Source organism: Pseudomonas sediminis (assembly GCF_002741105.1).
GTDB lineage: Bacteria > Pseudomonadota > Gammaproteobacteria > Pseudomonadales > Pseudomonadaceae > Aquipseudomonas > Aquipseudomonas sediminis.
The window spans coordinates 117,384-138,845 of sequence record NZ_NIQU01000002.1; the positions used below are offsets into that span (position 1 = coordinate 117,384).

25 protein-coding genes are annotated in these 21,462 nt (G+C 62.0%); 14 read left to right on the top strand and 11 right to left on the bottom strand.

What is annotated here, in order from left to right:
- Positions 1–4: 4 nt before the first annotated feature.
- The 6 genes from CDO35_RS06085 (at position 5) to CDO35_RS06110 (ending at position 5,454) form a co-directional block, all read left to right on the top strand.
- On the top strand, positions 5–1,570 hold the full coding sequence (locus tag CDO35_RS06085; protein WP_099523062.1) for a methyl-accepting chemotaxis protein: 1,566 nt from the start codon (positions 5–7) through the stop codon (positions 1,568–1,570).
- A 219-nt stretch (positions 1,571–1,789) separates the two neighbouring features.
- On the top strand, positions 1,790–2,941 hold the full coding sequence (locus CDO35_RS06090) for a PIN domain-containing protein (protein ID WP_099523063.1): 1,152 nt from the start codon (positions 1,790–1,792) through the stop codon (positions 2,939–2,941).
- Positions 2,942–2,988: 47 nt separating this feature from the next.
- Positions 2,989–3,351: a VOC family protein gene (locus tag CDO35_RS06095; RefSeq protein WP_099523064.1), complete on the top strand. Its 363-nt coding sequence runs from the start codon at positions 2,989–2,991 to the stop codon at positions 3,349–3,351.
- A gap of 254 nt (positions 3,352–3,605) precedes the next feature.
- Positions 3,606–4,307, top strand: coding sequence for an SDR family oxidoreductase (locus CDO35_RS06100; protein WP_099523065.1), 702 nt, complete (start codon positions 3,606–3,608; stop codon positions 4,305–4,307).
- Between the two features lie 24 nt (positions 4,308–4,331).
- A complete protein-coding gene (locus tag CDO35_RS06105) occupies positions 4,332–4,895 on the top strand; it encodes a GNAT family N-acetyltransferase (RefSeq protein WP_099523066.1) in 564 nt (187 codons plus the stop codon).
- A 22-nt stretch (positions 4,896–4,917) separates the two neighbouring features.
- Positions 4,918–5,454, top strand: a complete 537-nt coding sequence (locus tag CDO35_RS06110; protein WP_099523067.1) for a DinB family protein — start codon at positions 4,918–4,920, stop codon at positions 5,452–5,454.
- A gap of 40 nt (positions 5,455–5,494) precedes the next feature.
- On the opposite strand, the gene CDO35_RS06115 is transcribed toward CDO35_RS06110, so the two are convergent.
- From CDO35_RS06115 to CDO35_RS06135, 5 genes are all read right to left on the bottom strand, one after another.
- Positions 5,495–6,202, bottom strand: coding sequence for a type 1 glutamine amidotransferase (locus CDO35_RS06115; RefSeq protein ID WP_099523068.1), 708 nt, complete (start codon positions 6,200–6,202; stop codon positions 5,495–5,497).
- Between the two features lie 237 nt (positions 6,203–6,439).
- Positions 6,440–6,784, bottom strand: a complete 345-nt coding sequence (locus tag CDO35_RS06120; RefSeq protein ID WP_017679242.1) for a ribonuclease E inhibitor RraB — start codon at positions 6,782–6,784, stop codon at positions 6,440–6,442.
- Positions 6,785–7,103: 319 nt separating this feature from the next.
- Positions 7,104–7,865: an SDR family oxidoreductase gene (locus CDO35_RS06125; protein ID WP_099523069.1), complete on the bottom strand. Its 762-nt coding sequence runs from the start codon at positions 7,863–7,865 to the stop codon at positions 7,104–7,106.
- Positions 7,865–8,794, bottom strand: coding sequence for an alpha/beta hydrolase (locus CDO35_RS06130; protein WP_099523070.1), 930 nt, complete (start codon positions 8,792–8,794; stop codon positions 7,865–7,867). Before CDO35_RS06130 ends, CDO35_RS06125 begins: the two co-directional genes overlap by 1 nt.
- On the bottom strand, positions 8,778–10,253 hold the full coding sequence (locus CDO35_RS06135; protein ID WP_208019938.1) for a flavin-containing monooxygenase: 1,476 nt from the start codon (positions 10,251–10,253) through the stop codon (positions 8,778–8,780). The genes CDO35_RS06130 and CDO35_RS06135 overlap by 17 nt, the downstream gene beginning before the upstream one ends.
- A 98-nt stretch (positions 10,254–10,351) precedes the next feature.
- Here CDO35_RS06135 and CDO35_RS06140 point away from each other — a divergent pair, with 98 nt between their 5' ends.
- The 3 genes from CDO35_RS06140 (at position 10,352) to CDO35_RS06150 (ending at position 12,911) form a co-directional block, all read left to right on the top strand.
- Positions 10,352–11,371, top strand: a complete 1,020-nt coding sequence (locus tag CDO35_RS06140) for an AraC family transcriptional regulator (protein ID WP_208019939.1) — start codon at positions 10,352–10,354, stop codon at positions 11,369–11,371.
- A gap of 160 nt (positions 11,372–11,531) precedes the next feature.
- Positions 11,532–12,410 carry a DNA-3-methyladenine glycosylase family protein gene (locus CDO35_RS06145; RefSeq protein ID WP_099523072.1) on the top strand — a complete coding sequence of 293 codons (879 nt, stop codon included), beginning with the start codon at positions 11,532–11,534 and terminating at the stop codon, positions 12,408–12,410.
- Positions 12,411–12,413: 3 nt separating this feature from the next.
- Entirely contained in the window at positions 12,414–12,911 is a 498-nt protein-coding gene (locus tag CDO35_RS06150; protein ID WP_099523073.1) for a methylated-DNA--[protein]-cysteine S-methyltransferase, read from the top strand.
- 5 nt (positions 12,912–12,916) lie between these two features.
- Here the strand turns inward: CDO35_RS06150 and CDO35_RS06155 are convergent, their stop codons facing one another.
- The 5 genes from CDO35_RS06155 to aroC all read right to left on the bottom strand — a co-directional run bounded on the left by CDO35_RS06155 (position 12,917) and on the right by aroC (position 16,536).
- Positions 12,917–13,474 carry a histidine phosphatase family protein gene (locus CDO35_RS06155; RefSeq protein WP_099523074.1) on the bottom strand — a complete coding sequence of 186 codons (558 nt, stop codon included), beginning with the start codon at positions 13,472–13,474 and terminating at the stop codon, positions 12,917–12,919.
- Complete coding sequence (locus CDO35_RS06160; protein ID WP_099523075.1) at positions 13,471–13,662, bottom strand: PLDc N-terminal domain-containing protein; 192 nt, start codon at positions 13,660–13,662, stop codon at positions 13,471–13,473. The genes CDO35_RS06155 and CDO35_RS06160 overlap by 4 nt, the downstream gene beginning before the upstream one ends.
- A 61-nt stretch (positions 13,663–13,723) precedes the next feature.
- Entirely contained in the window at positions 13,724–14,263 is a 540-nt protein-coding gene (locus CDO35_RS06165) for a cupin domain-containing protein (protein ID WP_099523076.1), read from the bottom strand.
- Positions 14,264–14,279: 16 nt separating this feature from the next.
- Complete coding sequence (locus tag CDO35_RS06170; protein ID WP_099523077.1) at positions 14,280–15,431, bottom strand: MFS transporter; 1,152 nt, start codon at positions 15,429–15,431, stop codon at positions 14,280–14,282.
- A 13-nt stretch (positions 15,432–15,444) separates the two neighbouring features.
- The gene (gene aroC, locus CDO35_RS06175) at positions 15,445–16,536 is read right to left on the bottom strand and encodes a chorismate synthase (RefSeq protein ID WP_099523078.1); all 1,092 of its coding nucleotides are present in this window, start codon (positions 16,534–16,536) and stop codon (positions 15,445–15,447) included.
- Between the two features lie 124 nt (positions 16,537–16,660).
- Between aroC and CDO35_RS06180 the strand changes: the two genes are divergently transcribed.
- Positions 16,661–17,653, top strand: coding sequence for an alpha/beta hydrolase (locus tag CDO35_RS06180; protein ID WP_099523079.1), 993 nt, complete (start codon positions 16,661–16,663; stop codon positions 17,651–17,653).
- A 36-nt stretch (positions 17,654–17,689) separates the two neighbouring features.
- Positions 17,690–18,484, top strand: a complete 795-nt coding sequence (locus CDO35_RS06185; RefSeq protein ID WP_099523080.1) for a hypothetical protein — start codon at positions 17,690–17,692, stop codon at positions 18,482–18,484.
- A gap of 207 nt (positions 18,485–18,691) precedes the next feature.
- On the opposite strand, the gene uraH is transcribed toward CDO35_RS06185, so the two are convergent.
- Entirely contained in the window at positions 18,692–19,045 is a 354-nt protein-coding gene (gene uraH / locus CDO35_RS06190) for a hydroxyisourate hydrolase (RefSeq protein ID WP_003460854.1), read from the bottom strand.
- A gap of 402 nt (positions 19,046–19,447) precedes the next feature.
- Here uraH and puuE point away from each other — a divergent pair, with 402 nt between their 5' ends.
- From puuE to CDO35_RS06205, 3 genes are read left to right on the top strand one after another with little or no spacing between them, the layout of a single operon-like run.
- Entirely contained in the window at positions 19,448–20,389 is a 942-nt protein-coding gene (gene puuE / locus CDO35_RS06195) for an allantoinase PuuE (protein WP_099523081.1), read from the top strand.
- Positions 20,386–20,901 carry a 2-oxo-4-hydroxy-4-carboxy-5-ureidoimidazoline decarboxylase gene (gene uraD / locus CDO35_RS06200; RefSeq protein ID WP_099523082.1) on the top strand — a complete coding sequence of 172 codons (516 nt, stop codon included), beginning with the start codon at positions 20,386–20,388 and terminating at the stop codon, positions 20,899–20,901. Before puuE ends, uraD begins: the two co-directional genes overlap by 4 nt.
- Positions 20,902–20,943: 42 nt before the next feature.
- Positions 20,944–21,447 carry an ureidoglycolate lyase gene (locus CDO35_RS06205; RefSeq protein ID WP_099523083.1) on the top strand — a complete coding sequence of 168 codons (504 nt, stop codon included), beginning with the start codon at positions 20,944–20,946 and terminating at the stop codon, positions 21,445–21,447.
- Positions 21,448–21,462: the final 15 nt, after the last annotated feature.

Consider the following 21,462-nt stretch of genomic DNA (forward strand, 5'->3'; position numbering starts at 1 on the left):
TGCCATGCGTAACAACCAGCCGGTCACTCAGCGTGAGCGCACTTTTCCTGCGCAACAACGCCTGATATCCACCACCGATCTCAAAGGGCAAATCACCTACTGCAACGACGCCTTCGTCGACATCAGCGGCTTCAGTCGTGAAGAGCTGCTGCGCGCGCCACACAACATCGTGCGCCACCCGGACGTTCCGGCGGCCGTGTTCGAGCATATGTGGACGACCCTTAAGAAGGGCCGCCCGTGGATGGGCATCGTCAAGAACCGCTGCAAGAACGGTGACCACTACTGGGTCAACGCCTACGTCACGCCCGTGACCGAAAACAACCAGGTCGTCGGCTACGAATCCGTCCGTGTCAAACCGACCGCCGAGCAGGTACGCCGCGCCGAAACGCTGTACGCCCGCATCAACGCCGGCAAGTCTGCCGTCCCGGCCAGCAACCATTGGCTGCCCATCGTCCAGGCGTGGATGCCCTTCATTCTGGTCAGCCAGATCGGCTTCATGATCGGCCACTGGATGGGCAGCAACTGGGGCTTCATCCTCGCCGCCCTGCTCTCCGTGCCGCTGGGCCTGGCTGGCATCGCCTGGCAGACGCGCGGCGTCAAACGCCTGCTGCGCATTGCCGAGCAAACCACATCCGACCCGCTGATCGCGCAGATGTACACCGACAGCCGTGGCGCCGAAGCACGCCTGGAAATGGCCATGCTCAGCCAGGAAGCACGCCTGAAAACCTGCCTCACCCGCCTGCAGGACACCGCCGAGCAACTCACCCTGCAAGCGCGTGAAGCCGACAAGCTAGCGCACAACAGCTCGGCTGGCCTCGAGCGCCAGCGCAGCGAGACCGAGCAGGTCGCTACCGCCGTCAACGAAATGGCCGCCACCACCCTGGAAGTGGCGAGCAACGTCGCCCGTACCGCTATCGCCACCCAGGAAGCCAACCGCCTTACCAGCGAAGGCCGCACCATCGCCGCAGAAACCCGCGAAGCCATCCAGCGCCTGTCGCAATCGGTGGGCGATACCGGCGAGACCGTGACCCGCCTGGCCCAGGACAGCAGCGAGATTGGCGGCGTGGTCGACGTGATCAAAGGCATCGCCGACCAGACCAACCTGCTCGCCCTCAACGCCGCCATCGAAGCTGCTCGCGCTGGCGAAATGGGCCGCGGTTTCGCCGTGGTAGCCGACGAGGTACGTTCGCTGGCGCAACGCACCGCCGAGTCCACCGAACAGATCCACGCCCTGATCGCCAAACTGCAGCGCACCGCCGAAGAGGCCGTGCTGACCATGGAAATTGGCCGCAAGCAGGCCGACGAAGGCGTCGAACGCGTGCTGCAGGCCGATCAGGCGCTGTCCGGCATCAGCGACTCGGTGGCTAATATCGCCGACATGGCCAATCAGATCGCCGCCGCGGCGGAAGAGCAAAGCGCCGTCGCCGACGAGATCAACCAGAACATCACCACCATCGCCCAACTGGCCGACCAGACTGCTGGCGAAGCCAACGACACCGCCAAACTCAGCGAAGCCCTGACCAACACCGCACAGGGTCAGTATGCGTTGGTGGAGCGGTTTAACCGCTGAAACGAAAGGTGCAGTGGTTAAACCGCTGTGCCTTTCGTTCTCCTCGTCTAGAGAAACTCTGGAAAAACCGTTTTTACAAAGTCGCCGCTCTATAAGTCGTATGGTTACTGGCCTGCAACTTCCGAAAAGGAACCTTTCAGAGCTTCCCTAGCACAGAGAAAAAGCAAAGCCTACTTAGATAGCCATATTGAACATAGAAAATAACCAAGGAGCCAATGCATGCCCGAAGGAATTCCCACTCCCGCGCAGCTATTAAATGGAGAAATCAGTTTTTTCTCGATTGACACGGATGTAATTCAAAGCGCGGGATATAGCTTTGAAGCAGGCGCCTTGAATCAGCTTCACAGACAACTTCCTTCAAGCATGGAACTTCAATTAACGGACATAGTTGCGAATGAAATAATAAAACACCTAATGGATCCAGTGCTCAAGTCCATTCAAACATTCGAAAGTTCTTTAAACAACCTGAAGCGCAGAGCAGAGTTACCGCTAGATCAAATCAGCGATCTTTTCCGAGCAATGACGCCAACCGAATCGGCCAGCGCTCATTTCCGCAAGCGCCTGGAAGATTATGCCTCAAAGTGCAGAGGCGGAGTTCTACCAACTGAAGGCGATGGCATTCTGACAGAGCTATTTAATAGATATTTCAACTCCAGCCCTCCATTTGAATTGAATGCAGCCAAGAAAACTGAATTCCCAGATGCAACATCTCTTCTGGTGCTGGAAAAATTTGCTACGAATAACGAAACAACCGGAATAGTAATATCAAAAGACAACGGATGGGAGGCTTTCGCAGCCCAATCAGAATATCTTTACTGTGTAAAATCCTTAGACGAACTCACTGCACTTTTCACAGCGACAGGAGCGCTCGCAGCTCAAGTACACGAAGCAATAAACAAGGCTTTAGAAGACGAAAAATCCCCTTTACGCTCAAAACTTAGCAATGCACTCGAAGATCACCTCCACAACGCATCCTGGAGCATTGGAGAAATATACTCCAATGTAAACGCCCGCGTTGAAGGTGAAGTCTCTGACATCCATTTGAGCGATCACGATCTTCTAGTAGAAAAAACCTCAATATGGAACGACGAGGAAGACCCAACCCGCTGGCTTATTGAGGTAACTGCCTCTGTACAAGTCAATGCATCTATTTCGGTAGTCACTTACTTATGGGACTCTATCGATAAGGAAGAGGTAGAGCTTGAATCTGATAACCTCGACAGCCAGACAGAAATAGAAGTCTCCGCGTTTCTTACCTGCTCGAATGTCGAAGCTGACTCGGCTCCAACAGACTGGGACATCGAGGTGGAAATCGCTCCAGGCGACTACGAGATTGATGTCGGAGAGGTTCAAGCTTTTCCGTGGGATTAAGCTCAGCGCCCCAAGAGCAGTACTCTTTCAATGCCAAGGAACCCGGCATGCCAACCCACGAAAAGATCAACTACGTCGAATACCCAACCCGCGACCTGCCCGCCACCAGGGCTTTCTTCCAAGCCGCTTTCGGCTGGGGCTTCACGAACTACGGCCCCGATTACGCCGCCTTCGCCGACGAAGGCCTGGATGGCGGTTTCTTCAGCGCCGAGATGTCCGCGCGCAGCGACAACGGCAGCGCGCTGATCGTGTTCTATAGCGCACAGCTGGAAGACACCCTGGCCAAGGTCAAGGCTGCGGGTGGTGAAATCATCAAACCGATCTTTACCTTCCCAGGTGGCCGACGCTTTCACTTCGTCGAGCCAGGCGGCAACGAGTTTGCCGTATGGTCGGAGCCGAGCGGTCAGTAGTCGCCATCACCTGCGAGCCTGCATCACCTGCAGCGACCGTCGTTCCGCGCAGGCGGGTACCCAGAACAACTCTCTGGGCTCCCGCCTTCGCGGGAGTGACGGTGAGAGCAATCCCCCACGCGATAAGTGCTTGTCTGGCATATCCCGTTTGACCCACCACCAGTTCCCCACTTAACGTCCCAGTCTTCCTCTCGGGCGAGCGTTACCCTCGCCGGAGCCATGGAAGAACCCAGCATGAATCAAGGAGGTACAGGATGCGCATCATGGTGATTGGTGCAAGCCGAGGTCTCGGCCGTGCGCTGGTAGAGGGTTTGGCGCCAAGCCACGAGCTGATCGGAATTTCACGCAGCCGCCCGGCCGATCTGCCTACGGGCATCCAGTGGATCGAAGCGGATATGAGCGATCCGCTGCGAGCTGTGGACGCCATTGAAGCCCAGGCACCGCAAAAGCTGGACGCGATCATCTACAACCTGGGGATCTGGGAAACTCGCGCGTTCGAGGATGACTACAGCTTTCTGCAGGACGACGACGCGCAGATTCTCGAGATGGTCAGCGTTAATATCGGTGCGACCTTACTGCTGCTCAAACGCCTGCTACCGCGCCTGCTAGGCGGCGCCAAGCCGCAGTTGATCCTCACCGCCTCCACCTCGGCCCTGCCACAGAGCGGCCGCCCGGAAGTCACCTTCGGCGCCAGCAAGTTCGCCCTCAAGGGCATTGCCGAGACCCTGCGCGAAGGTTTTCGCGATCAGCGTCTGGCCGTCACCTGCCTGCAACTGGGCTACCTCAATACCCAGGATGGCCTGCAAACACCGGTTGAACAGGCGGCGCAAAATGGCGAAGGTCAGCTGATTCCGCTGCACGATGTCGTCGCTCTGGTGCGAACGCTACTGAGCCTGTCCGATGCCAGTTACGTGCGTGAGCTGGTGCTACCGGCCATCGCCGACGAGCGCTTTTGAACACCTGAGCCGCGAGGAAATCCGATGCCCGATCATTCCGTCACGCTGACGACGCCACGTCTTGTCCTGCGCCCTCTGCAAGCAGCGGATGCTGCCGCGCTGTTCGCGATCTTTTCCGATCCGCAAGTCATGCAGTACTGGAACACGCCACCTTGGAGCTCCGAAGTCGTGGCACAGGATTTCATCCGCGCCGAGCAACAGGCCATGCACGATGGCCAACGCCTGACCCTGGCTATCGTCGACAGGGAAAGCGCCGAGCTGATCGGCAAATGCCTACTGTTCAACTATGAGCCGGAGTCGCGTCGTGCAGAGATCGGTTTTGGCATTGCATCGTCTGCCTGGGGCAAGGGTTACGTTCAGGAGGCGGCTGGCGAGCTACTGCGCCATGGTTTCGAAGCTTTGAAGCTGAATCGTGTCGAGGCTGAAATCGACCCAACCAACAGCGCCTCCGGTCGTGCTCTGGAGCGCCTGGGCTTCAGCCAGGAAGGATTGCTACGTCAGCGTTGGATCATCGACGGACAGGTGTCGGACTCGGCACTCTTCGGGCTGCTCAGCGAAGATTGGCGCAGCCGCCACAGTCAACGGTAAGTCGTACGCAACAGGTGAAAACATGCAGAGAATCGACCATATCCGCCTGATGGCACGCTACAACAGCTGGATGAACGAACGGCTCTACGCGGCTGCTTCCACTCTGGCCGACGAAGCGCTGAGTGCCGAGCGTGGTGCGTTCTTCGGCTCGATCCTCGGCACGCTCAATCATCTGCTGGTGGCTGACCGGATCTGGCTTGGGCGCTATACCGCACACCCGGCGAACTTCCGCTCATTGCAGGCGCTCGCAGGGCCGGAAGCGCCGACGCGCCTGGATCAATCGATGGGTACGGATATACGCGAGCTGGCCGCACTGCGTAAACAGCTGGACAGTTGCATCGAAGCCCTGGCCGCCGAGATGGGCGAAGAGCAGCTGGATCAGCCGTTGAGCTACCGCAACATGAAGGGTGCGGCCGCGCAAAAGCACTTCTTCGCACTGCTGATGCATCTGTTCAACCACCAGACGCATCACCGCGGGCAGGCTACGACGCTACTAACCCAGGCGGGCGTGGATGTAGGTGTGACGGATCTGCTGGCGTTGATCCCTGACGAGCTTTGAGCTGCGGCCAAGCGCCGATGGCACCTCGCCCTCTCCAGGCTCAAAGGCCAGCGAGTTTCAGCCAGTGTGCGTAGAAACCTTCGGCAACCTGGTTCAGTGCCCTGACCTTCCCACTCAGGTCGTCATGCATCTCGGCGATACTCTGCTGGCTGGGCTGGCGGGCATTGAGCAAATGTGCCCAGTCGTCTAGCCAGAGCGCGATCAGATCTTCGGTCATCTCCGGATGGCCCTGCAGCGCCAGCACCTTGTCACCCCAGGCGAAGGCCTGATTGTCGCACCACTGACTACTCAACAGAGGCTGGGCGCCGTCAGGCAGCGAGAAGGTGTCGCCGTGCCACTGGAAGATGCTGAACGCTGCAGGCAGATGCGCCAGCCAGGGGCTATCGACAGCTTCTGCACGACGTTGCATGTGCTGCCAACCCGCTTCGGTGTAAGGCATGCGACGGATGCCGGCACCCAGTGCCTTGGCCAGCAGCTGGCCGCCCAGGCAGTGACCGATGATGGGAATGTCGCGCTTGATAAAGCGCTGCAACGCAGTCACTTCGTCGACGATCCAGGGCAACGGGTCATTGACGCTCATCGGCCCGCCCATCACGGCGACCGCCTTGGGCCGCTCCAGGTCGTAACCGTGCAGTTCACCCAGATCGACGCGCAGCACGTCGAAACTGCAGCCACGCGCCTGCAGCACCTGCGCCAGATGGGCTGGCGGGCAATAATCGATATGAGTCAGGATCAGAACATCGGCCATAGCTACCTCCGCCGCGCAGTCTGCGCGAGAAGGATTGGCAAGTCGAGGTGGGCTGGGAGTTGAAGCCATCGGCCGGACAGCCGGCCGATGGTCTGAGCTGATGGACGCCGCTGCATCCACATTTGAGGATGTCCTGAAAAAGCCAGCTATCGTCACTCCCGCGAAGGCGGGAGCCCAGATAATTCGATGGTTCTGGATGCCCGCCTGCGCGGGCATGACAATTTTTTCAGTGTTTCCCTAACGCATGGCTGACGCTTTCACCTCCTGGGTAACGCCCCAGCCATCCATCTTGCCGCCCAGCGGGACGACGATGGACTCCAGGTCATGTTCGAACTCGCCGATACCGGCATGGGTGGCATACATCACTTTGCTGATTTGCAGGTGCCAGATGCCGTCCTCACGGGCGGATATCTGAGCGTTGAGCGACTCGCCGCGAAAGTTTCTGGCCGCCGTTCTGGCCCGTTCTTCGTCGGGAAAGATGGCGTAGAACTCGATCGGGTGAAACTGGGCGAAGTCGAATCCCCCTTCTTTCATCCGACGCAGCACCGATGTGCTGGAGTCTTCGTGGAAGGCTGTGCTCATAAACGACCCCCTCTCAGGCTATGGATGGATTAACCGCTTTCCCAATGCGACCGTCCTACAGACGGTGTCGCGGCCTCTACCGGAAACCTCTGAAAACGCCCTGCGTTTACAGAAGCACCCAAGTGGCGCCGCCCCGAGAATCGAGCTGGTGCTCGATGTGTCTACTGCAAGCGTATCGACGACTGCCCGACAGAACGCCGGGCTGAAAACCGTCACCCCAAGAGTAGCCGCTAAACGCGAGGTTGGCGTCGCCCAGAAAGCCTTTGTGACAAAGCCGACGACCGACGGCAATTGGCCAGCCTGAACGCCTTGCCGGAACTCATGAACGACTGAGCCAGGCCATCAGTAACCTGTTGATCCAGCCCGGCGTGATCTGCCCAAGGTTGAACAACAGCCCGAACTGCAGCCCCACCGGGCGATGCACGGTGCTGGCGTGGGCCTGCTTCCAGGCCGCTTCGGCGATCTGCTCGGCCTCCAGGCGCACGCCCAGACGACGCATCACCGGCGGACGCTGCGCCTGACTGCGCACCATCGGCGTGTCGACGAATGGCGGCATCAGGTCACCCACACGGATGCCATGTTCGCGCCACTCCAGCTCCAGCGCCTCGGTAAGCCCTCGCACGGCGAACTTGCTGGCTGAGTAACTGGCCAGCTGCGGCACGCCGTAAAGCCCCGAGGCCGAGCCCATATTGATCACCTGCGCGTCCGGCGTGACTTTGAGATAGTTAAAGGCCGCATGGCAGAGGTTGAGCACGCCGAGCACGTTGATCTGTACCAGCCGTGTGTGTTGCTCCAGCTCGATATCGGCGAAGGCACCGGTGCGCAGAATGCCTGCGCCGTTGAACAACAGGCGCAACTGGCCACCACTTTGCGCGCAGAAGTCGGCCAGCGCGGCTTTCACCGCCGCGGCATCGACCACATCCAGCGGCGCATGCCAGGCGCCACCCAGCTCTGTGGCCAAGGCTGCCAGCGCCTTTTCATCGACATCGAGCAACCCGACGCGCCAGCCCCGTGCGTGAAACAGCCGCGCGGTGGCGGCGCCAATGCCTGATGCGGCGCCGCTGATGAGAATGCTGTTCATCACACACCCCGCTCACGGAGAAAGGCCGCCACACGGGCGATGGCGTAATCCGCCGCGCGCAACATGCCGACATGCGCCTGGAATACGTGCCACAACCCCGGATAACGCTCCAGGCGCAGGTTGATCCCAGCCGCTTTGGCGCGCTCGGCCAGGCGCAGGCTGTCGTTGAGCAGCAACTCGTCTTCGCCCACCTGGATCAGCGTCGGCGGCAGTTGGCTAAGGTCAGCGAACAGCGGCGACATGCCCGGATCATTGCGCGGCAGGTCGGCCGGGCAATACAGCTGCGCGGCCTGTTCGATCCAACTGGGATGGAGCAGCGGATCTCCGGCCAGCGGCTCGTGCATCTGCTCACCGGTGAAGTCGGTGACCGGCGAGAAGCACACCAGGGCGGCGGGCGCCGGCAGACCGAGTTCGATAATGCGCAGGCAGCCGACCAGGCTCAGGTTGCCGCCGGCCGAGTCGCCGCCAATGGCGATCTGTTCAGGTCTATAACCGGCGTCCAGCAGCGCCTGGTAAGCCGCCACCACATCATCGCGCGCAGCGGGATAGGGATGTTCCGGCGCCAGGCGGTAATCCAGCGCACAGACTTCAAGGACAGCGCGTTTGGCCAGGCTGGCGCAGATGCCCCGGTGCGTGTCCGGCCCGCCGATCATGAAGGCGCCACCGTGTAAATAAAGCAGCACGCTACCGCTGCTGGCAGGCGGTCGATGCCATTCGCAAGGGCGCCCGGCCAGGGTATCGGCGCTGCGCGTTACGCCACGCGGCGTCAGGGTGATGGTGGTGAGTGCGCGCAATATGCGGCGCTGCGCCGGCACGGGCATCGGTGGCCGCACCAGACCGCGAAAGAACAGACGCAGAAAACCGCGCAACAGGCCGCGCAGCAGCATCTGCTCGGCAGCGGGGGCTTTGAAGTCAGCGGACGCAGTCATAGTCGGCAAGCTCCGGAGTACGGGTCATGAGGCGATAGGTGAAGGTGAAACCCGGCCAGTTGTTGGTGTTCTTGCCGGTATCGGTCTTGTACCAGCTGTCGCAACCCTGTTCCCATATCGTTCGATGGGTCGCCTGTTGCAACTCCGCGTTGTAGTGCCGTTGCACCGTCGGCCGCAGATCGAGATAACGCAGTTGCTGCTCGCGCAGCACCTGCAGGCAGCCCAGTACGTAGGCGTACTGGCTCTCCAGCATGTAGAGAATCGAGTTGTGGCCGAGGTTGGTGTTCGGCCCGTAGAGCAGGAACAGATTGGGAAAGCCGCTGACGCTGATGCCCTTGTAAGCCTCGGCGCCCTCCTTCCAGGCCTGATTCAGCTCCAGCCCGTCGAGGCCGCGAATGCACATCGGCGCGAGGAAGTCGGTGGCGGTGAAACCGGTGCCGTAGATCAGCACATCGCAGGGGTGCTCACGACCATCGGCCGTCACCAGGGAATGCTCGCGCACCTCGCGAATCGCCGCGTCGACGATCTCGACATTGGCCTGCGCCAGCGCCGGGAAGTAGTCGTTGCTGATCAGGATACGTTTGCAACCCATGGGGTAGTTCGGCTGCAACTGCGCGCGCTTGCCAGCATCGGGCATCTGCCGCTGCAGGTGGCGGGTGAAGCTGTGGCGAAACAGGCGCATCAGCCAGGGGAAGCGGATAAAGGCCAGCGCCCGCCCCTCGTGATGCAGGTATTGCAGGAGGCGGTCGGCGCGTTGCAGCAGCGGCAAACGCTGTTTCAGGGCAATCTCCCAGGGTCGATAGGTACGATCCGGTTTGGCCAGCACATAGGCCGCCGAACGCTGGAACAGGCTCAGGCTGGCGACCTTCGGCTGGATCTGCGGCACGAACTGGATCGCCGAAGCGCCGGTGCCGATCACCGCCACGCGCTTGCCGGTCAGATCCAGATCATGCCGCCAGCGTGCCGAGTGAAAAGCCTCGCCACGGAAATGTTCCAGGCCGAGCAGTTTCGGATAGGCCGGCCGATTGAGCTGGCCGCAGGCACTGATCAGCGCCTGCGTCTCGATCACTTCGCCCCCTGCCAGCTCGACACGCCAGATACCGCGCGCGGCATCGAAATCGGCACCGAGCACTTCGCTGTTCAGGCGGATGTGCGGGCGCAGCCGGTGTTTCTCCACGCATTGCAGGATGTAGGCGTGGATTTCCGCCTGCGGCGCGAACTTGCGCGACCAGTCGTGCTTGGGCTCGAAGGAAAAGGAATACAGGTGCGAAGGCACATCGCAGGCGGCGCCCGGATAGCTGTTGTCGCGCCAGGTACCGCCGACCTCGCCAGCCTTCTCGAGCAAAAGGAAGTCGTCCTCGCCGGCCTTGCGCAACTGCATGGCCAGACCCAGACCGGCAAAGCCGCTGCCGATGATCAACACGCGCCAAGGCGCGTTCGTACGGGGGTTGTTGTTCATTGTGATGACCCGTGTATGAAGATGAACCGATGCTACTTGCCTCGCCCTGCCCGGGTTATGGCATAGTCGGCCAGGATATTGTGATTTTCGGACAATCTATGTCATCCCCTTGGCCTGCACGCCGCAGTATCACCAGCATTCAGTTGCTCACCCAACTGGGGCTCGATCTGGGTCTGAGCCTGGACAGGTGCCTGCATCAAACGGGGCTCAGCCCGGTGCAGTTGGCCAGCCTGAATGGGGAGATCGAGGCGCAGCGTGAGCTGCAGTTGATTGCCAACCTGATCGAGGCGCTGCCAGCAGTCGAAGATCTCGGCTTGCAGGCCGGTCGACGCTACCACCTGACCACCTATGGCGCCTGGGGTTATGCCATTCTCAGCAGCGCCACGGTGCGCCAGGCCGCCGAGCTGGGCCTGCGCTATCACGGCCTGACCTATGCCTTCACCCGCATCAGCCTGAATGTGGAGGATGCCGTCGCCAGCCTGAATTTCGACGACAGCGCCCTGCCCCCGGCGCTGCATGATTTCATCGTGCAGCGCGACATGGTCGGAGCCCTGGTGGTCGTGCGTGAATTGCTCGGTAGCTCGCTGCGATTACTTGATGTGGAGCTGCGCCAAAACGCGCCGGCTGATCTGGCGCCTTTCATCGCCGCCTTCGGCCAGGCGCCACGCTTTGGCGCACCCTGCAATCGCATGGGCTTCGCTGCCGAACTGCTGGACGCCCCGCTGCCACGGGCCAACCCGCAACTGGTCAGCGCCTGCGAGCAGCAGTGCCAGGCATTGCTGGCGCGCCATCAATGGCATCAGGGCCTGGCCGGGCGGGTGCGCCAGTTGCTGTTGCAGTCGCCGGGGCAGATCGCCGATATGGAACAGGTCGCGGAGCGTCTACACCTGAGCAGCCGTACCCTGAGGCGCCGCCTGATCGAGGAAGGCACCAGCTTCCGTGCGCTGCAGGATGAAGTGCGCCAGGCACTGGCCGAAGAGCTGCTGGCAGGCGGCGGCCTGAGCCTGGAGGAAATCGCCGAGCGCCTGGGTTATGGCGAGCTGTCGAACTTCATCCACGCCTTCAAGCGCTGGAAGGGCATGACGCCAGGGCGTTATCAACGTGGGGCGATGGTGTAGGCGTATTTCTGGTGGACTGTTCGCTGCGCTCCTGAGCCTCCGCTACGAGTGGTCGGCATTTCGATCCTCTCTACGAACAGCCGGTATTCCATTCTCCCAACGGGATTTGAAAGTCATCTTCACGCTGACAAGCCGCAAGCACCGCGCTAGGGTGCCAGCCATGAACATCATCACGCTGCTTCTGCCCTACCAACCGCCCTGGCACTGGCAACAGTTCCACAGCCATTTTGCCCTGCGCGCGATTCCTGGGCTGGAGACGCTGAGCGCGGACAGCTACAGCCGTGGCTTCAGCCTCGATGGCGCACCGGGCTGGTTCAGGGTCGCTCCGCTGCCGGGGCAGAACGCGCTGGAGTTGCGCTGTTACCTGGCCTCGCCCGCGCATCTGGATCAACTCGAACGACGCATACGGCGCATGTTCGATCTCGACAGTGACCCCGAAACCATTGCCTTGCACCTGAGCACTGATGAGTTGCTCGCGCCACTGCTGCTGCGCAATCCCGGCCTGCGCCTGCCGGTGGCGTTCGATCCGTTCGAGCAGGCGGTTCGCGCCATCGTCGGTCAGCAGGTCACGGTCAAGGCGGCGGTCACCATCGTCGGGCGCCTGGTGCAGCGTGTCGGCACGCTAATCGAGACGCCGGAGACGCTGGGCATCAGCCATCTGTTCCCCTCGCCGCAAGCGCTTGCAGAAGCCGATCTGACCGGCATCGGCATGCCCGGCAAGCGTGTGCAGTGCCTGCAGCACTTCGCCGCGCGCATCGCCGATGGCAGCCTGAAGCTTGATCTGGAAGAAGGCAGCCTGGCGCTGATCGAGCGATTGTGTGCCCTACCCGGCATTGGCCCGTGGACAGCGGAGTACATCGCCCTGCGCGCGTTCGGTGAGGCTGACGCCTTTCCCGCAAGCGACCTAGGTCTACTCAAGGCGCCAGTGTGGGGAACGGAAGGTATCGACGCGCGGCGCCTCAAGGCTCACGCCGAGGCCTGGCGTCCGTGGCGTGCTTATGCGGCGGCACATCTTTGGCACAACTATTCGGGAGGCTGAACCATGCATTACCGCTACCACGACAGCCCGGTCGGCCCGCTGTTTCTGGCGGCCGATGAAAGCGGCTTGCAATTGCTGCTGATGGAGCTGGACAGCCGGCCCTGGCGCATCGAAGACCATTGGCAGCCCGCCGGCCGTGAGCTGGACGCTGTCTGCAGCCAGCTGGACGAATACTTTGCCGGCAAGCGTCGCCAATTCGAAGTGCGCCTGGCCCCTCAGGGCACGGCATTCCAGCAGGCGGTCTGGCAGGCGCTGCAGGCCATCCCCTATGGCCGCACCTGCAGCTATTCGGAGCTGGCCAATGTCATCGGCAGACCACAGGCCGTGCGTGCGGTGGGAACCGCCAATGGCGCCAACCCGATCGCCATCATCGTGCCCTGCCATCGCGTGATCGGCCGCGACGGCAGCCTCACCGGTTACGCCGGCGGCCTGCCACGCAAGCAGCAATTACTGGAACTGGAAGGCGTATTGCAGCCAGCGCAGGCGCAACTGGCCTTGTAGCCCTCTCAGGGCGCAGGTATACGTGCCAGTGGCTGAACCCGAGGGCGCAGCGGTAAAGGCAAAATCAGCCCCTCGCCCGAAGCGGGAAAGATGCCGGTCAAGGCAGTGATATTGACTTGGTGGGAAACCAGCACCAACGGCGCACCCGCAGGCAACTCGTTGATCTGGCGAATCAGCTCGGCGGTCTGCTCGCTACCCTCCTCTGGCTGACCAAAGAACGAATCCAATGCCGGGAATGGCTGTACCGGGCCGCGCTGCATGGTGCTGGCCGTATCCTGCGCGCGGCACCAACGACTGCTGAGAAGGCGCGGCTGCTCGATCCCCTGACTCGCGAGCAACTCGCCCCAACGCCGGGCCTCGGCACGCCCTTGATCGTTCAGGTTGCGCTGGGTTTCGCATTGTCCCAGACGAAAGTTCGCCGGGTCGCCCGTACCTGGCGCCGTGGCATGGCGCATCAGCAATAGCGCACGGCCCTCGCGCAGCGCCTGCCAGGCGTCGGCGTTGTCTGCTGCCACACTGAACAGCGGCAGCAGCACGAGGGCCAACAGCCATAGGCGCTTCATATCCTGACGTTGCCGCGCGGCCCCATCAGCGCCCAGATGATCAGGCCGACCACAGGCAGCAGCACGATCAGCAGAATCCATAGAATCTTGATCCCGGTCTCGGCGCTGCTCTTGATCACGTTGAGGATGGCCCAGATATCCAGGGCGAGGATGACCAGGCCAATCAGGCCATTGAACATGGAACCCATGACGACACTCCTGTCTGAGAAGTTGCCTTCATAGGATAGTCAGCGACCGGCGCCGGTTCCCTCAATCGCCGAGGCGGGCAAAACGGCTGGCGATATCGTCATCGGTGCGCACAGGTGCGTCCTCGCTGGCGCTCAGGCGCGCCACCAGCGCATGCGGTTCCTCCCCCAGGTCGAACCAGTAGCGGGTACCCGCTGGCAGCGACAGCAGGTCACCCTTCTCGCCCTGCAGCATGTAGACGTGATCTTCGAGGTGCAGGCTGAGTTGGGCGAAGCCACCGAGGAACAACCAGGCACTGGCCGTCGATTGCGACTGCTCATCCAGATGACGCGCACGCAACTCCAGTTTCTGCGGATGGTTGCGCTGCAGGTTGAACAGCTCCTGCTGCACATGGCCTTCCTTGCCCATGAACGCCTGCAGCCACAGACCATAAGCTGCGTCGAACTCGGCCTGCTCACAGCCGGGGCGCAACGCAGCCGGCAGCTCCACCTGGCGATAATCGATGCCTACCGCCGCCAGGGTGCTGGCGATGTCCTCGGCGTGGTTCAGTATCTTGTTCGGCAGTTCCGGGGAGGTGTGCTGGTAGACGGCGAGGCTGCTCATGAAGGGTTCACTCGATTCAGGGCCGCTCGGGCGGCAGACGGGTGGCAATGATGAAGGCGGCTAGCAAGGCTACCAGACTGGCGATGGCGAAGGTCCAGGCCGGGCCCAGGCTCTTCCAGCTGTAACCGGCATACAGCGCGCCCAACGCACCGCCAATCCCGGCCAGACTGACATACAGTGCCTGGGCCTGGCCCTGCTGGCGATCGGCGAAGCTGCGTTGCACGAAGTGAATGCACGCAGCATGGAAAGCGCCAAAAGTGGCGGCGTGCATGCACTGCGCCAGCAACAGCACTGGCAGGTACTGGGCCAGGTTACCCAGCAGCAGCCAGCGCACGGCGGTGATCAGGAAGCTGGCCAACAATACCGCGCGCAGCGAATAGCGCTGCAGCAGCCGCGCCATGACCAGGAACAGCAGAATCTCCGCCACTACCCCCAGCGCCCAGAACAACCCGATGGCGCCGCGGCTGTAGCCAACACCCTCCAGGTGCAGGGTCAGGAAGGTGTAGTACGGACCGTTGCTCAGTTGCATCAGCCCGACGCAAGCGTAGAACGCGAGGATGCCGGGGCGACGCAATTGGCGCAGAAAACCATCCGACTCCAGCGTGCTAGGGCGCAGCACAGGCTGCGCATTGGGCACCCACAAACTGCTGGCGACGATACCGGCCATGATCACCAGCAGCGCTGCCGGATAGGCATCCAGGCTCAGCCATTCGAACAGCAGGCCGAGGCCGACTACGGCGACGATGAAGCCGATGCTGCCCCAAAGGCGAATCTGGCTGTAGCGCGCCGCCTGCTCGCGCAGATGGGCCAGGGTGATGACCTCGAACTGTGGCAGCACCGCATGCCAGAAGAAAGCGTGAGTGGCCATGATCAGCGCCAGCCAGGCGTAGCTCTGGCTGAAGAAGATGCCGGCGAAGCAGACCAGGGTGCACAGCGCGCCGAAACGCACGATCAACAGGCGCTGACCGGTGTGGTCACCCAGCCAGCCCCACAAGTTCGGTGCCAGGCAACGCATCAGCATGGGAATGGCGATCAACTCGCCGATCCGCGCCGGGGAAAAGCCCAGATGGTCGAAGTACAGGGCCAGGAACGGCGCCGTACCCCCAAGCAGAGCGAAGTAGAAGAAGTAGAAGCCGGACAGCCTCCAGTACGGCAGTGCCCCGCTCATGCCGCCGCCCGGATCACAGCTGCGGCAGCACCGGCGTGGTGACGCGCACGTCGGCATTCTGCCCGCGATGGCGCAGCAGATGATCCATCAGCACGATGGCCATCATGGCCTCGGCAATCGGCGTGGCACGAATGCCCACGCAGGGGTCGTGACGGCCCTTGGTGATGACGTCCACCGGGTTGCCATCGACATCAATGGAGCGCCCCGGCGTGGTGATGCTGGAGGTCGGCTTGAGCGCCAGGTGAGCGACGATCGGCTGGCCGCTGGAGATGCCGCCGAGGATGCCGCCGGCGTTATTGGAGAGGAAGCCCTCCGGGGTCAGCTCGTCGCGATGCTCGGTGCCACGCTGGGCGACGCAGGCGAAGCCGGCGCCGATCTCCACGCCCTTGACCGCGTTGATGCTCATCAGCGCATGGGCCAGTTCGGCATCGAGGCGGTCGAAGATTGGCTCACCGAGGCCCGGCATGACGCCTTCGGCGACTACGGTGATCTTCGCGCCGACCGAATCCTGGTCACGGCGCAGCTGATCCATGTAGGCCTCCAGCTCCGGCACCTTGTCCGGATCGGGGCTGAAGAAGGCGTTCTCTTCCACCGAATCCCAGGTCTTGAACGGAATCTCGATAGGGCCGAGCTGGCTCATGTAGCCACGGATGACGATGCCCTGGCTGGCCAGGAACTTCTTGGCGATGGCACCGGCCGCCACACGCATGGCGGTTTCGCGCGCCGAGCTGCGGCCACCGCCACGGTAATCGCGCAAGCCGTACTTGTGGTGGTAGGTGTAATCGGCGTGGGCCGGGCGGAACAGGTCCTTGATCGCCGAGTAGTCCTTGGACTTCTGGTCCGTGTTGCGGATCAGCAGGCCGATGGAGCAGCCGGTGGTCTTGCCCTCGAACACGCCGGAGAGAATCTCCACCTCGTCGGCTTCCTGGCGCTGCGTGGTGTGGCGGCTGGTGCCCGGCTTGCGGCGATCGAGATCACGCTGCAGGTCTTCCAGAGAAATCTCGACACCCGGCGGGCAACCGTCGACGATGGCGACCAGCGCCGGGCCATGGCTTTCGCCAGCGGTGGTGACGGTGAACAGCTTGCCGTAGGTATTGCCGGACATGGGAAGACACTCCGCGAGATTCAGCATCGGCCTGCCACTGCGCAGGCCCGATTCACAAGGTGGGCGAGTATACCTGCCACCTACTTGCAGTTCACCCCGAACCTTGTCCAACCGAACGCGTCCAATGCCAGTCTGCCACTACCCTACCCTCATCATGCTACGAGCCCTGCTCTTGTCCCTCACCCTGATCACCGGTCTGGCCCAGGCCAACACCACCCGACAACTGCCCATCAGCCTCGACACCGACCAGGGCACCCTGTACGGCAGCCTGCTGGTGCCGCAAAGCGACAAACCGGTGCCGGTGGCGCTGCTGATCGCCGGCTCCGGCCCCACCGACCGCGACGGCAACAACCCAGAGGGTGGCCATAACGATGCATTGAAAAAGCTGGCCCAGGTCCTGGCGCGCAATGGCATCGCCAGCCTGCGCTATGACAAACGCGGCGTGGCCGCCAGCCGCGCCGCCACACCGGATGAGAAAGACCTCAGCGTCGAGCGCTACGTCGCCGATGTCGAAGGCTGGGCCAGTCTGCTAAGGGACGATCCGCGTTTTGATCGACTGATTCTTATCGGTCACAGCGAGGGCGCGCTGATCGCCAGCCTGGCCGCACCTGGCAGCCAGGCCAGTGCTCTGGTATCTATCGCCGGCCCCGCCTACCCCATTGGCCAGGTGCTGGACATGCAACTGGCCATGCGCCTGCCACCGCCGTTGCTGGACGAGAGCCGGCACATCCTCGCCAACCTGATCCGCGGCAAGCTGCAGCCCAAGGTGCCCAAGGAACTACAAGCGATCTATCGCCCCAGCGTGCAGCCCTACCTGATCAGCCTGCTACGCCAGGACCCGGCGGAGAACTTCGCCGCGCTGCAGATACCCGCCTTGATCGTGCAGGGCACCCACGACGCCCAGGTCAGCCCGGACAACGCCGAGGTACTCAAGCAGGCCAAGCCCGATGCCGAGCTGGCGTTGATCCCCAGCATGAACCACGTGATGCGCATCACCCCGGCGCCCTGGAACGAGCAGCTAGCGTCCTACGACGATCCGCAGCTACCCTTGGCCCGTGCGCTGGGCGAACGGATCGTGTCCTTTATTCGCTCCAGTGCTGAGGAAAATGGCCGATAACGCATCGAAGGCCACCGAACAGTACACAGGACGCCCATGAGCGAGAACCCAGCCCCGGTGGCGCAAGCCGCCGACGCCGTAGCAGGCGAGACGCCCGCCGCGCCGCATCCCTGGACTGACCTGCCAGCCGAGCAGTTCAGTCTGCTGCGCCTGGCGCCACTGCCGGTCGACCGGGAGACCGGGCCGCGACCGCTGCGTTTCGTTCAACTCGGCCGTGTGGAGCGTCACGCCAAGGATCTGAGCCTGCTGCGCCTGACCATCCAGGTGCCAGGCCAACGCCTGCATCGGCAGAACAACCTGCTGGAAGTATGGGCCGATCATCAGCGCAAAGAAGTTCGCTTCGGCCCGGACAAGGGCCTCAGCGTGGAGCCCGCCAACCGCGGTCTCGGGCGTTTTCTCATGGCGCAGGGCATCGCCTGGGCGCGCAAGCAATACGCGCACTATCAGGTCGAGGGCGGCGCCCTGCCGACCAAGGACAACTTCAACGAAGCGGCCCGCGCCCGGCGTGACCACGCGCTGAAAGCGCAGGGTTTCACCATCGAGTACAGCGACCCGTTGCAGCTCAAGCCGTTCTACAGCGCGCCACGGGTCAGCTCGCTGCACGGCGACTGGCATGCCGAGAAGGTGCAGATCATCGAGTTGCTGGATGCTGCCGCGATGCTGCAGCAGGCCGACCAGACGCTGCAGGAGCAGGACGTCAAACTGCGCAAACTGGAAGATCGGCTCGAACGCCTCAAGCGCGAGGACAGCGGCCTGCGCTTCACCATCACCTGCCTGGTGGCGTTCAGCCTGTTTCAGGCCGGCCTGCTGATCTGGATCGCCACACGCTAGGGCCCCTTGCTACACAAGGCGCACCCTACGCCGCCCATCACGCTGTTCGTAATAGGCGCCCCACCGATGGGCCGTGCGATGGTTCACCCAGCAACAGCACCCCGAAGTACAGGCGAAAAAAAGCCCGCAGTGTGAGCGGGCGTAAGGACTCAAACGAGTCTGAGGGTGACAAGCATTCGTCTGGCAGGCGCCTGGCCTGCCAGTCACTCAGCTACCGCGGTAGGTGGAGTAGCTGTAAGGGGAAATCAGCAGCGGCACGTGGTAGTGCTCCTGGCCGGCATCGATGCCGAAACGCAGGACGACCACGTCGAGGAAGGCCGTATCAGGCAGTTTCACGCCACGGGCGCGGTAGTAGTCGCCGGCGTGGAAGTGCAGCTGGTAGACGCCCGTGCGGTAGTCATCACCCTGCAAAACCGGCGCATCGCAACGGCCGTCGTGGTTGGTGGTAACGCTGTTGATCAGCTCCAGCTGCGCGCCTTCGACGCGATACAGCTCGACCTTGATGTCACTCCCTGGGCAGCCGTGTGCGGCATCCAGTACATGTGTAGTCAAACGTCCCATGGGTCTCGGATGCCCGCGGCGCCTGGCGCCCTACGAACACCACACCTCCTCTACTCTGTTGAAATCGGCTCGTCGCAATGCTCCGACGCAATCGCAGGATAGCATGCAGATCGAATATAAAACACTTTACGCATAAATTGTACACAATAATTCCAGTGCAGGCGCTGTCGGAGCACCAAACAGGCTCATCGCCCACATCGACGCACACCAGCAACTACGCCATCGGCCGCATGAATTACTGACCAGTGCGGCAATTTTTCAGGCGAGACGCACACTGAATAAAATGATGAAAAGTCGATTTACAAACGGCAACTAACTTTGTATACAATTAGTCATCCCGGTCGCGTAGCCGTCGATTTCCCGGCACGCAGTGACCGCAACGCTCCAGATAGGAAGACTGCAGTGAACGCTGATTACCCACGCGATCTGATCGGCTACGGCGCCAACCCGCCTCACCCGCACTGGCCGAACGATGCCCGTATTGCCCTGTCCTTCGTGCTCAATTACGAAGAAGGCGGCGAGCGCAACATTCTTCACGGGGACAAGGAATCCGAGGCATTCCTCTCCGAGATGGTCGCCGCTCAGCCGCTGCAGGGCCAGCGCAACCTGTGCATGGAGTCGCTCTACGAGTACGGCAGCCGCACCGGCGTCTGGCGCCTGCTCAACCTGTTCAAGCAACACGACATTCCACTGACCATCTTCGCCGTGGCCATGGCCGCCCAGCGTCACCCAGACGTGATCCGCGAAATGGTCGCTGCCGGGCATGAGATCTGCAGTCACGGCTATCGCTGGATCGACTACCAGAACATGGACGAAGCCACCGAGCGCGAGCACATGCTCGAGGCCATTCGCATCCTCACCGAACTGAGCGGCGAACGTCCGCTGGGCTGGTATACCGGTCGCCTGGGCCCGAACACCCGGCGCCTCGTGCGTGAGGAAGGCGGCTTCCTCTACGACTCTGACACCTACGACGACGACCTGCCCTACTGGGACCCGGCCAGCACCGCAGAGAAGCCGCACCTGGTAATCCCCTACACCCTCGACACCAACGACATGCGCTTCACCCAGGTGCAGGGCTTCAACAAGGGCGACGATTTCTTCGAATACCTAAAGGATGCCTTCGACGTGCTCTACGCCGAGGGTAAAGCCGGCGCTCCGAAGATGCTGTCGATCGGCATGCACTGCCGCCTGCTCGGTCGTCCGGCCCGCCTGGCCTCGCTGGCACGCTTCATCGACTATGTGAAGAGCCATGACAAGATCTGGTGCGCCCGCCGCGTCGACATCGCCAAGCACTGGCATGCCACCCACCCCTTCAGCGCGACCGAAAAAGAGAGCCGCCCATGAGCCGTTTCCAGACCCTGACTCCTTCCCAGCTGAGCCGCGACGCGTTCGTCGCCGCCTTCGCCGACATCTACGAGCACTCGCCCTGGGTGGCCGAGAAAGCCTATGACCTCGGCCTGGACGCGTCGGTAGACGACATCGACGGCCTGCAGCAGCGCATGGCCGATATTCTCCTGTCCGCCAGCCATGACGCGCAGCTTGCTCTGATCAACGCGCACCCGGACTTGGCCGGCAAGGCTGCCGTACGCGGCGAACTGACCGCCTCCAGCACCGCCGAGCAATCCGGCGCCGGTATCCACGAGTGCACCGCCGAGGAGTTCGCTCGCTTCACCGAACTCAACGACGCCTACAAAGCCAAGTTCGGCTTCCCCTTCATCAAGGCCGTCAAGGGCAGCAACCGCCACCAGATCCTGGCCGCCTTCGAGGAGCGTATTCACAACACGCCGGAGCAGGAATTCGCCACCGCCCTGGCCGAGATCAACAAGATCGCCCTCTTCCGCCTGCAGCAGCTGTAAGCGCTGCAACCTCCCCATCCGAACAGAACAAGTAGAACAGCCATGCGTAGCCTGACCATCGAGCCCCTGAGCAAAGAAGCCTTCGCCCCTTTCGGTGACGTGATCGAAACCGAAGGCAGCGATTTCTTCATGATCAACAACGGTTCCACCCGCCGCTATCACAAGCTGGCCACGGTGCAGACCGCACAGCCGGAGGATCAGGCCATCATCAGCATCTTCAGCGCTGAGTCGCTCGAGATGCCGTTGACCATCCGCATGCTGGAACGCCATCCGCTGGGCAGCCAGGCTTTCATTCCGCTGCTCGGCAACCCCTTTCTGATCGTGGTCGCGCCAGTTGGCGATGTACCTGTATCAGGGTCCGTCCGTGCCTTCCTCAGTAATGGCAGGCAGGGCATCAATTACCATCGCGGCGTCTGGCACCACCCGGTGCTGACGATCGAAAAGCGGGATGACTTCCTGGTGGTTGATCGCAGTGGTTCCGGCAACAACTGCGATGAGCATTTCTTCAATGAGGACGAGCTTCTCCTCCTCAACCCCCACCAATAAGAGAAGCCTGGGGCT

What these genes read in the sequence shown, in the direction of transcription:
- CDO35_RS06085 (WP_099523062.1), top strand. Translation starts at nt 5, where the DNA reads ATGCGTAACAACCAGCCGGTCACTCAGCGTGAGCGCACTTTTCCTGCG.
- CDO35_RS06090 (WP_099523063.1), top strand. Translation starts at nt 1,790, where the DNA reads ATGCCCGAAGGAATTCCCACTCCCGCGCAGCTATTAAATGGAGAAATC.
- CDO35_RS06095 (WP_099523064.1), top strand. Translation starts at nt 2,989, where the DNA reads ATGCCAACCCACGAAAAGATCAACTACGTCGAATACCCAACCCGCGAC.
- CDO35_RS06100 (WP_099523065.1), top strand. Translation starts at nt 3,606, where the DNA reads ATGCGCATCATGGTGATTGGTGCAAGCCGAGGTCTCGGCCGTGCGCTG.
- CDO35_RS06105 (WP_099523066.1), top strand. Translation starts at nt 4,332, where the DNA reads ATGCCCGATCATTCCGTCACGCTGACGACGCCACGTCTTGTCCTGCGC.
- CDO35_RS06110 (WP_099523067.1), top strand. Translation starts at nt 4,918, where the DNA reads ATGCAGAGAATCGACCATATCCGCCTGATGGCACGCTACAACAGCTGG.
- CDO35_RS06115 (WP_099523068.1), bottom strand. Translation starts at nt 6,202, where the DNA reads ATGGCCGATGTTCTGATCCTGACTCATATCGATTATTGCCCGCCAGCC.
- CDO35_RS06120 (WP_017679242.1), bottom strand. Translation starts at nt 6,784, where the DNA reads ATGAGCACAGCCTTCCACGAAGACTCCAGCACATCGGTGCTGCGTCGG.
- CDO35_RS06125 (WP_099523069.1), bottom strand. Translation starts at nt 7,865, where the DNA reads ATGAACAGCATTCTCATCAGCGGCGCCGCATCAGGCATTGGCGCCGCC.
- CDO35_RS06130 (WP_099523070.1), bottom strand. Translation starts at nt 8,794, where the DNA reads ATGACTGCGTCCGCTGACTTCAAAGCCCCCGCTGCCGAGCAGATGCTG.
- CDO35_RS06135 (WP_208019938.1), bottom strand. Translation starts at nt 10,253, where the DNA reads ATGAACAACAACCCCCGTACGAACGCGCCTTGGCGCGTGTTGATCATC.
- CDO35_RS06140 (WP_208019939.1), top strand. Translation starts at nt 10,352, where the DNA reads ATGTCATCCCCTTGGCCTGCACGCCGCAGTATCACCAGCATTCAGTTG.
- CDO35_RS06145 (WP_099523072.1), top strand. Translation starts at nt 11,532, where the DNA reads ATGAACATCATCACGCTGCTTCTGCCCTACCAACCGCCCTGGCACTGG.
- CDO35_RS06150 (WP_099523073.1), top strand. Translation starts at nt 12,414, where the DNA reads ATGCATTACCGCTACCACGACAGCCCGGTCGGCCCGCTGTTTCTGGCG.
- CDO35_RS06155 (WP_099523074.1), bottom strand. Translation starts at nt 13,474, where the DNA reads ATGAAGCGCCTATGGCTGTTGGCCCTCGTGCTGCTGCCGCTGTTCAGT.
- CDO35_RS06160 (WP_099523075.1), bottom strand. Translation starts at nt 13,662, where the DNA reads ATGGGTTCCATGTTCAATGGCCTGATTGGCCTGGTCATCCTCGCCCTG.
- CDO35_RS06165 (WP_099523076.1), bottom strand. Translation starts at nt 14,263, where the DNA reads ATGAGCAGCCTCGCCGTCTACCAGCACACCTCCCCGGAACTGCCGAAC.
- CDO35_RS06170 (WP_099523077.1), bottom strand. Translation starts at nt 15,431, where the DNA reads ATGAGCGGGGCACTGCCGTACTGGAGGCTGTCCGGCTTCTACTTCTTC.
- aroC (WP_099523078.1), bottom strand. Translation starts at nt 16,536, where the DNA reads ATGTCCGGCAATACCTACGGCAAGCTGTTCACCGTCACCACCGCTGGC.
- CDO35_RS06180 (WP_099523079.1), top strand. Translation starts at nt 16,661, where the DNA reads ATGCCAGTCTGCCACTACCCTACCCTCATCATGCTACGAGCCCTGCTC.
- CDO35_RS06185 (WP_099523080.1), top strand. Translation starts at nt 17,690, where the DNA reads ATGAGCGAGAACCCAGCCCCGGTGGCGCAAGCCGCCGACGCCGTAGCA.
- uraH (WP_003460854.1), bottom strand. Translation starts at nt 19,045, where the DNA reads ATGGGACGTTTGACTACACATGTACTGGATGCCGCACACGGCTGCCCA.
- uraD (WP_099523082.1), top strand. Translation starts at nt 20,386, where the DNA reads ATGAGCCGTTTCCAGACCCTGACTCCTTCCCAGCTGAGCCGCGACGCG.
- CDO35_RS06205 (WP_099523083.1), top strand. Translation starts at nt 20,944, where the DNA reads ATGCGTAGCCTGACCATCGAGCCCCTGAGCAAAGAAGCCTTCGCCCCT.